Here is a 14,548-nt window from a genome sequence, read left to right on the forward strand (position 1 = left end):
GCTGAATGTGGCTGGCGATAGTGCATCTCCTGTGTTTAAGCTCCGGCGTTCACCAGCAATTCGGCAATCTCGTGATAGCCTTTTTCACGCGCCAATTCGAGTGGCGATTTACCGTATTTGTCGGTCATGTGCGGGTTCGCACCGTGGTCGAGCAGCAGTTTAACGATCTCTTGCTGTTTCGCCCCGCCGTCGTTTAACACAATGGCTTCGAGCAATGGCGTCCAGCCCACAAAGTTGGTGTGATTAACGTTAATGTCGGTGTGAGTGACTAATTCACGGACAATTTCAACGTGACCTTTTTCACTGGCGGGCGTAATTCCCACGCCACCGAAACGAGATAAGCAATTTAAATCTGGGTTTGCCGGTAAAACCAAACGCAATAATGTCAGGTCGTTATTCAGGCAACTAAGTAAGAAAGGGTTAAAACAGGTTTGGTCTTGTTGATTAATATCGGCACCGGCGGCAATTAAATATTCCACACAGTCATATTTTTTATGCAGGCTGGCGAGGGTAATGGCGGTGCGCCCCTGGCGGTTGGTGGCGTTAATATCCACGCCATCGCTAAGGCATTGTTTTAAATTTTCCAGGTTGCCAAGCTCTGCGGCATTTAGAAATTGTGCAATGAGTTCTTTCTGAGACATATCCTTACTCCCATACTTTGCTATTTGCGATGAATTGAGAATAGCAACACTGCGCGGGTATTAACATCCGTTTAAAAATCATTCATCGTTAATGACAGCATTGTTGAACAATGCTCAACAATGTGAGAAAAATGAGGCTCAGCGCAATCTTTTGCCTATGATAAAACAGCTTTCGGCAGGCGTTAGTGTCAACTGGCAGTCACCGTGTGAAGCCTTGTCAAAAGCGGGTCAAAGCAGATCTGAGAAGTGTGATGCTCTTCAAATCAGTTGTAACAGCAGTGTTAAATATGGTTCAAGGAAAGAGCGGGGATCATAAGGAATACAAATACATTCAACAATAGCGTTGGAAGCACATCGGACGGGTTTTGTAGGTTGGATAAGCGAAGCGTCATCCAACAAAAGGACTGACAGGAGAGGCACATGAACTCCATTTTTACCGAAGAAAACCTGCTGGCATTCACCACCGCTGCACGCCTCTTAAGCTTTAGCAAAGCCGCCGAGGAGTTGGGCGTCACCACTTCTGCCATCAGTTACACCATCAAACGCATCGAGACTTACCTCGATGTCGTACTGTTCGTGCGCAACACCCGCAGCATTGAACTGACTGAATCCGGCTACTATTTTTACCGCAAAGCCACCGAACTGCTGAACGACTTCCACGCCATCAAGCGCGGCGTCGATACCATTTCGCAAGGCATCGAAGTGAAAGTTCGCATCTGTATTAATCAGCTGCTTTACACGCCGCGCCACACCGCAAAACTGCTGCAAATCCTTAAGAAACAATTCCCTACCTGCCTGATTACCATCACCACAGAGGTATATAACGGCGTGTGGGACGCGATTATTAATAACCAGGCGAATATCGCGATTGGTGCGCCCGATACGCTGCTCGACGGCGGCGGCATTGATTACACCGAAATTGGCGCGATTCGCTGGGAGTTTGCCATTGCCCCGACGCACCCGCTGGCGTTTATGCCGGAGCCGATTTCAGAAAGCCAGTTGCGCCTGTATCCAAATATCATGGTTGAAGACACCGCGCTGACGCTGAATAAAAAGGTCGGCTGGCTGCTACACGGACAAGAAGCGATTCTGGTGCCGGATTTCAACACTAAATGCCAGTGCCAGATTTTGGGCGAAGGCGTCGGTTTTTTACCGGATTACATGGTGCGCGAAGCCCAGGAAAGCGGCCTGCTGGTGACGCGCCAGATCAATAACCCGCGCCAGGATTCCCGCATGTTGTTGGCCACTCAACACGCCGCCACCGGGCAGGTCACGCGCTGGATTAAAAAGCAGTTCGCGACGGGCGGACTGCTGGCTGAGATTTATGGGGATTTGCTGCATCGGGAGTAAAAAACATAAATCCATAGACTAATAAGGGTTACTGAATTTCCCTTCCTTCTACTCCTTAAGGATCGGTTCGCTAACCAATGCATAGCGAATTGATTTTGCTCAATAAGCCACCGCTCAATGTGGGTATTTTCGCCGCCATTCATACGTCATAACAATGAGGTTACGATGGACGTCAGTCGCAGAAAATTCTTCAAAATCTGTGCCGGCGGGATGGCAGGAACCACCGCCGCTGTTTTAGGGTTTGCGCCCAAAGCGGCACTCGCGGAGGTGCGCAATTTTAAACTTTTGCGCGCGAAGGAAACCCGCAACTCCTGTACATACTGCTCCGTAGGCTGTGGTTTGCTGATGTATAGCCTGGGCGATGGCTCGAAAAACGCTAAATCCAGCATTTTCCATATTGAAGGTGACCCGGACCATCCGGTGAACCGTGGGGCGTTATGCCCGAAAGGCGCGGGCCTGCTGGATTATATCCATAGCGAAAGCCGCCTGCGTTACCCGGAATACCGCGCGCCAGGCTCTGATAAATGGCAGCGGATTAGTTGGGAAGACGCGTTCACACGCATTTCTCGCCTGATGAAAAATGACCGCGACGCCAACTTCGTTGAGAAGAACGAGCAGGATGTGACGGTCAACCGCTGGCTCTCCACCGGCATGTTGTGCGCTTCGGCCGCCAGCAATGAAACCGGCATGTTGACGCAGAAATTTGTCCGTTCGCTGGGCATGTTAGCGGTTGATAACCAGGCGCGCGTCTGACACGGACCAACGGTAGCAAGTCTTGCTCCAACATTTGGTCGCGGTGCGATGACCAACCACTGGGTTGATATCAAAAACGCCAACGTTGTCATGGTGATGGGCGGCAACGCCGCTGAAGCGCATCCGGTGGGTTTCCGCTGGGCGATGGAAGCCAAAAATAACAACGACGCCACGCTAATTGTGGTCGATCCGCGCTTTACCCGCACCGCTTCGGTGGCGGATATTTATGCGCCAATCCGCTCCGGCACCGACATTACTTTCCTGTCGGGCGTGATCCTGTTCCTGATTTCCAACAACAAAATCAACGCCGAATACGTTAAGCATTACACCAATGCCAGCCTGCTGGTGCGCGATGATTTTAGCTTTGATGACGGCCTGTTTAGCGGCTATGACGAAGCCAAACGCCAGTACGATAAAACCAGCTGGAATTATCAGTTCGACGAAAACGGCTATGCGAAACGCGACGATACGTTGACCAATCCGCGCTGCGTGTGGAACCTGCTGAAAGAGCACGTTTCCCGCTACACGCCGGAAATGGTCGAGCATATTTGCGGCACGCCGCAGGCTGATTTCCTGAAAGTGTGCGAAGTGCTGGCCTCCACCAGCGCCGCCGACCGCACCACCACGTTCTTGTACGCATTGGGCTGGACGCAACACACCGTCGGCGCGCAGAACATCCGTACTATGGCGATGATCCAGTTGCTGCTCGGCAATATGGGCATGGCGGGCGGCGGCGTGAACGCCCTGCGCGGGCACTCCAATATTCAGGGTTTGACTGACCTCGGCCTGCTCTCCACCAGCCTGCCGGGTTATCTGACGCTGCCGTCAGAAAAGCACGCCGATCTGCAAACGTATCTGGCTGCCAACACGCCAAAAGCCACGTTGCCGGGCCAGGTGAACTATTGGGGCAACTATCCGAAGTTCTTCGTCAGCCTGATGAAAGCGTTTTATGGCGACGATGCGCAAAAGGAAAACAACTGGGGCTACGACTGGCTGCCGAAGTGGGATCAGGCGTACGACGTGCTGAAGTATTTCGACATGATGGACCGCAATAAAGTCAGCGGTTATATCTGCCAGGGCTTTAACCCGGTGGCGTCATTCCCGGATAAAAACAAGATTGTCGCCAGCCTTAGCAAGTTGAAATATCTGGTGATTATCGATCCGCTCGTCACTGAAACATCTAATTTCTGGCAGAACCACGGCGAGATGAATGACGTGAACCCGGCGAATATTCAGACCGAAGTGTTCCGTTTGCCATCAACCTGTTTTGCCGAAGAAGACGGTTCGATTGCCAACTCCGGGCGCTGGTTGCAGTGGCACTGGAAAGGCGCGGACGCACCGGGCGAAGCGCGTACTGACGGTGAAATTCTGGCGGGGATTTATCACAAAATCCGCGAGCTTTATCGCACCGAAGGCGGCAAAGGTGCCGAACCTCTGCTGAAAATGGGCTGGCACTACGAGCAGCCAGACCATCCTGAGTCCGAAGAAGTCGCCAAAGAGAACAACGGCTACGCGCTGGAGGATTTGTTCGATGCCAACGGTAATTTGCTGGCGAAGAAAGGCCAGCTTCTGGACTCGTTCGCCTTGATGCGCGATGACGGTTCCACGTCTTCTGCCTGCTGGATTTACGCCGGGAGCTGGACGGCGAAAGGCAACCAGATGGCGAACCGCGATAACGCCGATCCGTCTGGTTTGGGCAACACGCTCGGCTGGGCGTGGGCGTGGCCGCTGAACCGCCGCATTATCTACAACCGCGCGTCTGCCGACCCACAAGGTAAACCGTGGGATCCGAAACGTATGCTGATCGAGTGGAACGGCACGAAATGGGTCGGCAACGATATCCCGGATTACAACACTGCCGCACCTGGCAGCGGCGTCGGGCCGTTTATCATGCAGCCGGAAGGTTTAGGCCGCCTGTTTGCCATCGACAAAATGGCGGAAGGCCCGTTCCCTGAACATTACGAACCATTCGAAACGCCGCTCGGCACCAACCCGCTGCACCCGAATGTGATCTCGAACCCGGCGGCTCGCCTGTATGAAGCCGACGCCAAACGCATGGGCAAACGCAGCGAGTTCCCGTATGTCGGCACCACGTATCGCCTGACCGAGCATTTCCACACCTGGACGAAACACTCGCGCCTCAACGCGATTGCACAGCCCGAGCAATTTGTAGAAATCAGCGAAAAACTGGCGAAAAGCAAAGGCATCGCCAACGGCGACTACGTGAAAGTCAGCAGCAAGCGCGGGTTTATTCGCGCGGTGGCGGTGGTCACACAGCGCCTGCAAACGCTGAACGCGGGCGGGCAGGAAGTGGAAACCGTCGGGATTCCCCTGCACTGGGGCTTTGAAGGCACCGCGCGTAAAGGCTATCTCGCCAATACGCTCACGCCATCGGTCGGTGACGCCAACTCGCAAACGCCGGAGTACAAGGCGTTTCTGGTCAACATTGAGAAGGCGTAAGGAGCGAACTCATGTCCATGCAATCTCAGGATATTATCAAGCGTTCGGCCACCAACAGCATTACGCCGCCGCCGCAAGCTCGCGACTATAAAGAAGAAGTCGCCAAGCTGATTGACGTCTCAAGCTGTATTGGCTGCAAAGCCTGCCAGGTGGCGTGTTCGGAGTGGAACGACATCCGCGATGAAGTCGGTCATTGCGTCGGGGTTTACGATAACCCCGCCGATTTGAGCGCTAAGTCCTGGACGTTGATGCGCTTTAGCGAAACCACGCAAAACGGCAAACTGGAGTGGCTGATCCGCAAGGATGGCTGCATGCACTGCGCCGATCCGGGCTGCCTGAAGGCGTGCCCGTCGGCGGGCGCAATCATTCAGTACGCCAATGGTATCGTCGATTTTCAATCGGAACATTGTATTGGCTGCGGCTACTGTATTGCCGGTTGCCCGTTCAATATTCCGCGCCTGAATAAAGACGATAACCGCGTCTACAAATGCACGCTGTGTGTTGACCGCGTGAGCGTCGGCCAGGAGCCAGCCTGCGTGAAAACCTGCCCGACGGGTGCCATTCATTTTGGCACCAAAAAGGAGATGTTAGACGTCGCCGACGAGCGTGTGGCGAAGCTGCAAAAACGCGGGTTTGAACACGCGGGCGTTTACAACCCGCAAGGCGTGGGCGGCACGCATGTGATGTATGTTTTGCATCACGCCGACCAGCCGGAGCTGTACCACAATCTGCCGAAAGATCCGCAAATCGACGTGCCGATTAACCTGTGGAAAGGGATACTCAAACCGCTGTCGGCGGCAGGCTTTATCGCCACCTTCGCCGGGCTGATTTTCCATTACATCGGTATCGGGCCGAACGAAGAGGTGGATGAAGACGAGGAGGAACATCATGATTAAGCAGAGCAAATCGATTGTCAGGACGAAATTTATCGACCGCGCTTGCCACTGGACGGTGGTGATTTGCTTCTTCCTGGTGTCACTTTCCGGTATCGCGCTGTTTTTCCCGACACTGCAATGGCTGACGGAAACCTTCGGTACGCCGCAGATGGGGCGCATTCTGCACCCGTTCTTTGGGGTGCTGATTTTCGTGGCGCTGATGTTTATGTTTGTGCGTTTCGTGCATCACAATATCCCGGAAAAGCAGGACTGGCCGTGGGTTAAAAATATTGTCGAAGTGCTGAAAGGCAACGAGCATAAAGTGGCGGATGTAGGCAAATATAACGCCGGGCAGAAGATGATGTTCTGGACCATTATGAGCATGATTTTTGTGCTGCTGGTGACCGGCGTGATAATCTGGCGGCCTTATTTTGCCTCGTACTTTTCCATCAAACTGGTGCGCTACAGCCTGCTGATTCATGCCACCGTCGCCATCATTTTGATTCACGCGATTCTGATTCATATGTATATGGCATTCTGGGTGAAGGGGTCGATTAAAGGGATGATCGTTGGCAAAGTCAGCCGCCGCTGGGCGCAGAAGCACCATCCGCGCTGGTATCGGGCGATTGTTGCCAAAGAAGCGAAGAAAGAGAGTACCGAAGGTTTGTAATTGTCTGCTGGTTTTCCCCGGTGCATTTGTGCCGGGGATTTGAATCAGCGGTTATTTTCCCGGACAATGCGCTTTTGTCTGCGGCGTAATATCAATATATGAAACACCCTCTTGAAACCCTGATGAGCGCTGGCGGAATTTTGCTGCTGGCTTTTTTTTCCTGCCTGCTGCTTCCGGCCCCGGCGCTGACCGTTGAACTGGCGCAAAAGCTCATCAAGATGTTCCATCTGCTGGATATGAACCAGCTTTACACCATTATTTTCTGCCTGTGGTTTCTGGCGCTGGGCGCGCTTGAATACTTCGTGGGGCGCTTTATCTGGAAACGCTGGTTTTCGATAGACCGGGAAGCGTAGCGAATGGGATGCAGAGACGTAGGGTGGATAAGCGGTACGCGTCATCCACCACTTTGTTACCGATCTACGAAGCGTTCTGCAACACTATCGAGCGAATATCATTCCCCGTTGGGGCCTGATGAATGCGCAATCCGAACTCATCAACGACCGCAAAAATATGCTCGAAAATATCCGCCTGAATGGCTTCGTATTCCAGCCATGCCACGGTATTCGTAAAGGCATAAATTTCAACCGGCAAGCCTTCAGCACCCGGTGCGAGCTGGCGAACCATTAAGGTCATGTCTTTGCGAATACGCGGATGATTTTGCAGATATTCCGTCAGATAAACGCGGAACGTTCCGACATTCGTCATTCTGCGCCCGTTAAGCACCGAAGCCCGGTCGCTATTATGCGTGCGGTTATAGTCTTCAATTTCTTTACTGCGTGAATCAATATACGGCTTTAATAATCTTGCCTGGGTTAAACGCTGTATTTCGTCATCAGAAAGAAAGTGAATACTGGTGGTATCGATATTAATACTGCGCTTAATACGGCGACCGCCAGATTGCGACATGCCGCTCCAGTTTTTAAAGGCATCTGAAACCAGTGCGTAAGTCGGGATAGTCGTAATGGTGTTATCCCAGTTTTGCACTTTGACAGTGGTCAGGCCGATATCGGTAACCGCACCATCAGCGCCAAATTTAGGCATTTCCAGCCAGTCGCCGAGCTTTAACATGCGGTTGGCCGAAAGCTGAATCCCTGCAACCAGACCCAAAATAGGGTCTTTAAACACCAACATTAATACCGCCGCCATCGCACCCAGGCCGCTGATAAGAATCGCTGGCGACTGGCCGATCACTCGCGAAATCATCATAATGCCAATGATTATCGAGCTGATTAATTTCACGCCCTGGAATATGCCTTTGAGCGGAATATTTGATGCAACGGTAAATTTCTGTGAGAAGTTATAAATAACATCCATCAGGGAAAATAGTGACAGCAGGGAATACAACATTATCCACAGCTGCGCGCAGATAATTAAAATCGTGCTGATATCCGTACCTTTTTGCAGCCACAACACCGCCTGCACATTGACGATGATACCTTGCAGCGCTAACGCAACCCGATGAAATAACTTGTTTTCCGTAATGATTTGTAGCCACAAATGATGACTGGATTTTGCACGTTTTTCAAAGGTACGCAGAACAACTTTGTGTAGAATAAAATGGACTATTAATGAGAATACAAAAATAATACACAGAACCACAAATATGGACGTTGTCTGGTCAATGACAATGCCAAATTTGCTAAAAAGTGAAACCAAATCTTTCATAACATCTCCTTCCGAATCAACGCATATAATGAAGGGTGATGAATTCATGTGCAACTATATTGGTATTTTTAATATCCTGAATGTTCTTTACATTATTTTTATTGCAATTATCTGCAACAGATAATTCCTAAGTGTAATAAAGAGATAGGCTCTAAATAATTCGAGGGGCAGCCAGGCGGAAAAGGCGAGAATCCCATTCAAATTCGCAGCGGCTGACTATACTCAACTCACCAATAGTTTGCTGTGGGATGAGAGTATGCCTTTAAGTGATTTTGTTCATTCTGACCCTTACACACTCGGCATTGAGCTGGAATTGCAGATAGTCAATCCGCCGGCTTATGACTTAAGCCAGGATTCTTCGTTGCTGATTGCCTCGCTGAAAGACACGGTGACAGAAGGCGAAGTGAAACATGACATCACCGAAAGCATGCTGGAAATTGCCACCGGCGTGTGTCGCAACATCACACAGGCGGCTTCCCAACTTTCCAGTTTGCGCACCCACGTTTTGCAATCGGCCAATCAACATCATCTGGTTATTTGCGGTGGCGGCACTCATCCATTTCAAAAATGGCAACGCCAGGAAGTTTGCCAGAGCGAACGTTATAACCAGACGCTTGAGCTGTATGGTTATTTAATGAAGCAAGCTACAGTATTTGGCCAGCATGTGCATATTGGTTGTGAGAACGAAGAAGACGCTATTTATTTGCTGCATGGTTTATCGCGCTTTGTTCCGCACGTTATTGCGCTGTCAGCGTCATCGCCGTATATCCAGGGCGCAGATACGACATACGCCTCGTCACGTCTGAATATCTTCTCCGCATTCCCGGACAACGGCCCCGCTCCGTTTGTTGGCGACTGGAACGAATTTAAATGGATGTATCAACGCCTTGAATCCAGCAGCATTGTGCAATCAATGAAAGACTTGCACTGGGATATTCGCCCCAGCCCGAAATTTGGCACCATTGAAGTGCGCGTGATGGATACGCCTTTGACAATCACGCGGGCGGTGAATATTGCCGGCTTCCTACAGGCGCTTGCGCTCTGGCTGCTGACCGAGCGTCCGTTTGTGCCACGTTCGGAAGATTATCTGCTCTACCGTTTTAATCGTTTTCAGGCCTGTCGTTTTGGGCTGCAAGGTGTGCTGACCGATGTGCGCACCAGCGAGCAAAGAACCCTTGCTGAAGATATCCTGCCGCTGCTTGATACGCTTGCACCTTACGCCGCACAACTTCAGGGTGCATCGAGTTTGGAAGCCATTGAAGGCTATGTACGCAATAACGACAGTGACACACTTCGCATCAGGGAATTTATCGCTGGAGGTGGCCTTTTAACTGAACTGATGCGGGAACATGCTGAAATTTGGGCGACAGAATAAATTTATTCTGTCCTATTTAAGACTTTAAACCTTAATGTTTTATGCAAAGCCACTGACGCGTAAATATATTCACTATTGTTAAATATACTATTAAGCATAGCTAACATACCCAAATGTTTATTTAAAATAAAACCATGTTAAAGTTACGGAATAACTTTGCCGAACGAATCTGGCCTGCCACTCAGCAGGCCAGAATTCTTATCGCTAACACATCATCTTAAAAGGAATTAAAGAGTGATTGCATCATCGAATACCCTGGTTAAAAACATTTATATTCTTAGTGATAACTCTTTTTTGTTACCTGGCGTGGAAAAAGCCGTCTCCTCTCTTTGTGAATTAAATGTAATGATTACAGTGAAACACGTTCCAAACTGCAAACTTCACTGCCTTTTAACACAGTTACAAACACAGAAAGATGAACCCAATACGGTTAATTATTTTATTGCTGAAAAGCACGTATTTTATATTTTGAAATTAAACAACTTTTCGCCTAAAGGGTTTTTAATTCCGCCAACCGTGACGCTTAATGAACTGCAAAACATTATTACCAAAGTGCACAAAAAGAATTCATCACTGAATGCTGATTTTTATTACCGCAATACCCACTCGCATCGTGAAGTGGAAGTTGTCTCTTTGTTACTCGAAGGCATGGCACATAAAAGCATTGCCGACCGTTTAGGCATATCTATCAAAACCGTCAGCCATCATAAACAAGTTGCGATCAAAAAAAGTGGCTTCTCCAATTTTAATGAATATTACTTACGTAACTTGTCTATCCATCCTCTGATTCAACATGGCTAACTTTTGATTCATGAATCCAGCTCATAGCTCCTTTCATATTTAGTGAGCTAATTCTGATTCTTAATGGGTGATAGAGTTTCATTTCCGGATAACACGGCAAGCCTGAGTGAGTTTCCTATACTTCAGAGTTACGGTTGTCCATCTTACCCCGGCGAGCAGCGCCGAAGCGGAGGAAGAAATGGAAGAAAAATTGAAAATTATCCAGGCGGGATCGCAGCCTTCTCAAACGGGTCCGGAAAGTTACTTCACAGGTAGAGTCCGTATTGATGCACCTTTCCAGACCACGCCCCCTGCCCGCACCGGCGGTGCCACCGTCACTTTCGAACCCGGCGCTCGTACTGCCTGGCATACGCACCCTCTCGGACAAACACTGATTATCACCCATGGCCACGGCTGGTTGCAGGAATGGGGCGGTGAAATTCGCTCAATGAATCAGGGCGACATCATCTGGATCCCGGAAGGCGTGAAGCACTGGCATGGGGCCACACCAGACAACGCCATGACGCATATCGCCATTGCCGAATCACTCAACGGCAGCCCTGTCGAGTGGATGGAACACGTCAGCGACGATCAATACAAAAAAGATACCCTTCATTCTTAAAATAGCCTCTCAATCCGGAGAACAAACATGACGATGAAAGTGCTCGGTTATGCGGCGCAGTCCGCAGAAGTTCCACTGGCTCCCTTCGAGTTTATGCGACGTGAACCGCGTCCTGATGACGTAGTGATTGAAGTGATGTACTGCGGCGTTTGCCACTCAGACCTCCACCAGGCCCGCAACGACTGGGGTTTCAGCCAGTATCCGGTGGTTCCTGGCCATGAAGTCGTGGGTCGCGTAGCCTCGGTCGGTAGCAATGTCACCAAATTCAAACCGGGCGATTATGCAGGAATTGGCTGCATGGTGGACTCCTGTCGCACCTGCCATCCCTGTAAAGAAGGGCTTGAACAGTATTGCGAAGAAGGCAACACCCAGACATACAACGGCGTGGATCGCCACGACCACCAGCCCACTTATGGTGGCTATTCGCAAGCCATTGTCGCCTCAGAAGATTTCGTGCTGAGAATGCCGGAAGGTATGGATTTGAAAGGTGCCGCGCCATTGTTGTGCGCAGGCATCACAACCTGGTCTCCGCTACGCCACTGGAATGTGGGTAAAGGCAGCAAAGTCGCGGTGGTTGGGCTTGGCGGCCTGGGCCATATGGCGCTAAAACTGGCGAATGCGATGGGCGCGGAAGTCACACTGTTTACCCGTTCCGCCAGCAAAGAAGACGATGCCCGCCGTTTAGGGGCGCATCACATTGTGCTTTCAACGGATGAAGGGCAAATGGTGTCTGTGCATAACCAGTTCGATTTGATTATCGATACCGTACCTTATGACCACGATATCAACCCGTATATGCCCACGCTGACGCTTGACGGCACGCTGGTGTACGTCGGTTTACTCGGCAATATTGACCCGCCAGTCAGCACGCTGCCGATGATTACTGGCCGCCGTTCGGTTGCGGGTTCTTGCATTGGCGGCATCAAAGAGACGCAAGAGATGCTGGATTTTTGCGGCGAGCATGGAATTGTGTCGGACATTGAAATGATCAACATGCAAGATATCAACGCGGCGTATGAGCGGATGCTGAAAAGCGATGTGAAGTACCGCTTTGTGATTGATATGGCGACGCTGAAAGCCTGATGATTTGCGCCCTCTCTGGCTACCGGAGAGGGTTTTTCTTTATTAACGCCTCCCTTTCGATATCACATTTCATATACAATCGCGCAACACAAATGAATCTGGTGGTTTGCGCGGTTGTCGTCACTTTTCTCGTTTTCACGTCATAAATGGCCTTCAGCCATCGCTTTGCTGGCGATGCTGATGCTATTTGTCGCACCGGTGATTTCAAAATCACTGGAGCACCGACGTGCAGCAGCGAGTGGCGAGCACTCAATGATGAACCATGCAGGCGGCATGATGATGGAAATGGGTGCGATGGAAATGCCCGCATCCTCCCATCTGATGCCGGGCATGGGCGCATCGTTAATGGATGATATCGCCTGCGGCTACTGCCAGTTGCTGCTGCATATTCCGCTGATCGTCTGGCTGTTTATTCCATTTATCTGGCTGGTCTGGCGTATTTCCCGCGCCCCGCCACCACCCGTTATCGCCCCACTTCTTTCCCAACATGATGACGCCGAGGCGCTGCCTCGCGCCCCTCCTGTCGCGATGAATTGTTAAAAAACGCCTTTAACATTATCATTTGATAAGGATTTATCATGTCTGTGAATCATTCACTGCTGACGCTTTTACGTCGTCTGCATTTCTATATCGGCCTGTTTATCGGCCCGTTTATTTTCGTTGCCGCGCTGACCGGCACGTTGTACGTCCTCACGCCTCAAATTGAAAATGCGCTGTATCATGATGCCTTACGCACCAGCGACACTGGCCCAGCGAAGCCGCTTTCGCTGCAAATTGCAGCTGCACGGCAGTATATCGGCGAAGATGCCACTCTTTATGCTGTGCGTCCGGCTCCTCTCCCGGGTGACACAACCCGTGTGCAATTTGCCGATACCTCTTTAGGCGCTTCGGAGTCCCGCGCCATCTTTGTTTCCCCTGCCACACTCCAAATTCACGGCGATTTACCGGTTTATGGCACCAGCGGCGTGCTGCCGTTGCGAACGTGGATCGACAAATTTCACCAGGGATTACTGCTGGGCGATTCAGGCAGAATTTACAGTGAGCTGGCGGCATCCTGGCTTTGGGTTGCCGCACTCGGTGGCGTGGTGCTGTGGCTGACTTCACGCCCAAAAAGAAAACTGAAAGTGCGGCAAACCCCGCAAAGTAAAGCGCGCCACTGGCACGTCACGCTCGGTGCCACGTTACTGCTTGGGTTGCTGTTCTTCTCGGCGACCGGGCTGACCTGGTCACAGTGGGCGGGTGGCAATATCGACAAAATGCGCAGTTCGCTAGGCTGGATGACGCCGCAGGTGAATACCGCCCTGGCACCACAAACCGGGCATCAGCAGCACGATCCTCATGCCGAACATCACGCCATGATGCCGGGAATGGTGATGCCGAGCGCCGCAGATGAAAACTGGGATCGCGTGCTTCTTGCGGCACGTGCCGCAGGGATTGAGTCGAGTAAAACGGAGATCCGCCCTCCTCGCTCGGCTGACAAAGCCTGGACAGTGACGGAAATTGACCGTGCCTGGCCGACGCATGTCGATACAGCGGCAATCGATCCCAATGGTTTCAAGGTTATAGACCGCACCTACTTCGCTGATTTCCCGCTGGTTGCCAAACTCACTCGCTGGGGAATTGACGTACATATGGGCGTGCTGTTTGGCTTGCCGAACCAGTTATTACTCGCTGCATTTGGCTTCGGTTTGAGCGCGATGATTATTCTCGGTTACCGGATGTGGTGGCTGAGGCGTCCGGCGATTTCTGCGAGCAATCCCGCACAAACACTGAGTGAGGCGTGGCTGGCGCTGCCGAAGCTATGGCGGGCGGCAGTGGTGTTAATCGCGCTGGGGTTAGGCTACTGCCTGCCCGTTATGGGCGTGAGTTTGCTGATGTTTATCGCCGTTGATGTGGTGCGCTGGCGCAAGAACGCGCTGAAATTGCAGGTTTCGTAGTTTTCACCCTCACCCTGATTATCGTTTTTCTCCCTGCGGTCTCTTTAACACAAATCACCCTGGCAATTTTGTCAGGGTGAGATTTGCAAGCCTTGCTGATTTTCCGTTCACCCGTGCGTTCAGTTATCTCTTTAATTCCCGAAAACGATGAACGTGCCAGGTGGATAACGACATCCCCCTGGCGACCCCGTCGCCCGGCAAATCAATCGCCGCAAGCGGTAAACCCCAGCTTATCCCCAACATCAGGGTCGTTCGCGACTCGCTCCCGGCGGATCGCTCTCTTTCGCTGCTCCCGGCAGCTCAACCCTGACTTATAGGGAACACTGGGGCAATTTAT

At 51.3% G+C, this 14,548-nt stretch carries 12 protein-coding genes and 1 pseudogene; 11 read left to right on the top strand and 2 right to left on the bottom strand.

Annotated elements, in window-relative coordinates:
- Positions 1–35: 35 nt before the first annotated feature.
- Positions 36–641: an ankyrin repeat domain-containing protein gene (locus D6029_RS08260; RefSeq protein WP_120064317.1), complete on the bottom strand. Its 606-nt coding sequence runs from the start codon at positions 639–641 to the stop codon at positions 36–38.
- A gap of 420 nt (positions 642–1,061) precedes the next feature.
- Here D6029_RS08260 and D6029_RS08265 point away from each other — a divergent pair, with 420 nt between their 5' ends.
- From D6029_RS08265 to D6029_RS08290, 5 genes are all read left to right on the top strand, one after another.
- The gene (locus D6029_RS08265) at positions 1,062–1,991 is read left to right on the top strand and encodes a LysR substrate-binding domain-containing protein (protein ID WP_120064318.1); all 930 of its coding nucleotides are present in this window, start codon (positions 1,062–1,064) and stop codon (positions 1,989–1,991) included.
- Positions 1,992–2,156: 165 nt separating this feature from the next.
- Positions 2,157–5,204, top strand: coding sequence for a formate dehydrogenase-N subunit alpha (gene fdnG / locus D6029_RS08275; protein WP_147365224.1), 3,048 nt, complete (start codon positions 2,157–2,159; stop codon positions 5,202–5,204).
- Positions 5,205–5,215: 11 nt separating this feature from the next.
- A complete protein-coding gene (gene fdxH / locus D6029_RS08280) occupies positions 5,216–6,100 on the top strand; it encodes a formate dehydrogenase subunit beta (RefSeq protein ID WP_120064321.1) in 885 nt (294 codons plus the stop codon).
- Positions 6,096–6,749 carry a formate dehydrogenase-N subunit gamma gene (gene fdnI / locus D6029_RS08285; RefSeq protein ID WP_120064333.1) on the top strand — a complete coding sequence of 218 codons (654 nt, stop codon included), beginning with the start codon at positions 6,096–6,098 and terminating at the stop codon, positions 6,747–6,749. The genes fdxH and fdnI overlap by 5 nt, the downstream gene beginning before the upstream one ends.
- A 98-nt stretch (positions 6,750–6,847) precedes the next feature.
- Positions 6,848–7,102, top strand: a complete 255-nt coding sequence (locus tag D6029_RS08290) for a DUF1158 domain-containing protein (RefSeq protein ID WP_120064322.1) — start codon at positions 6,848–6,850, stop codon at positions 7,100–7,102.
- Positions 7,103–7,166: 64 nt separating this feature from the next.
- On the opposite strand, the gene D6029_RS08295 is transcribed toward D6029_RS08290, so the two are convergent.
- Positions 7,167–8,414, bottom strand: coding sequence for a mechanosensitive ion channel family protein (locus D6029_RS08295; protein WP_120064323.1), 1,248 nt, complete (start codon positions 8,412–8,414; stop codon positions 7,167–7,169).
- A gap of 256 nt (positions 8,415–8,670) precedes the next feature.
- On the opposite strand from D6029_RS08295, the gene D6029_RS08300 reads away from it, so the two are divergent.
- From D6029_RS08300 to D6029_RS08325, 6 genes and pseudogenes are all read left to right on the top strand, one after another.
- Entirely contained in the window at positions 8,671–9,789 is a 1,119-nt protein-coding gene (locus D6029_RS08300; protein ID WP_120064324.1) for a YbdK family carboxylate-amine ligase, read from the top strand.
- A gap of 234 nt (positions 9,790–10,023) precedes the next feature.
- Positions 10,024–10,590, top strand: a complete 567-nt coding sequence (locus D6029_RS08305) for a helix-turn-helix domain-containing protein (RefSeq protein WP_120064325.1) — start codon at positions 10,024–10,026, stop codon at positions 10,588–10,590.
- 178 nt (positions 10,591–10,768) lie between these two features.
- Positions 10,769–11,191, top strand: coding sequence for a (R)-mandelonitrile lyase (locus tag D6029_RS08310; protein WP_120064326.1), 423 nt, complete (start codon positions 10,769–10,771; stop codon positions 11,189–11,191).
- 27 nt (positions 11,192–11,218) lie between these two features.
- On the top strand, positions 11,219–12,274 hold the full coding sequence (locus D6029_RS08315; RefSeq protein WP_120064327.1) for an NAD(P)-dependent alcohol dehydrogenase: 1,056 nt from the start codon (positions 11,219–11,221) through the stop codon (positions 12,272–12,274).
- 114 nt (positions 12,275–12,388) lie between these two features.
- Entirely contained in the window at positions 12,389–12,814 is a 426-nt protein-coding gene (locus D6029_RS08320; protein WP_244212389.1) for a DUF2946 domain-containing protein, read from the top strand.
- A 38-nt stretch (positions 12,815–12,852) separates the two neighbouring features.
- Positions 12,853–14,184 (top strand): annotated as a pseudogene (locus tag D6029_RS08325) (PepSY-associated TM helix domain-containing protein); the annotation flags it as partial.
- Positions 14,185–14,548 lie beyond the last annotated feature (364 nt).

Origin of the sequence: Buttiauxella izardii (assembly GCF_003601925.1) — a bacterium.
In the GTDB taxonomy this organism is placed as follows: Bacteria; Pseudomonadota; Gammaproteobacteria; order Enterobacterales; family Enterobacteriaceae; genus Buttiauxella; species Buttiauxella izardii.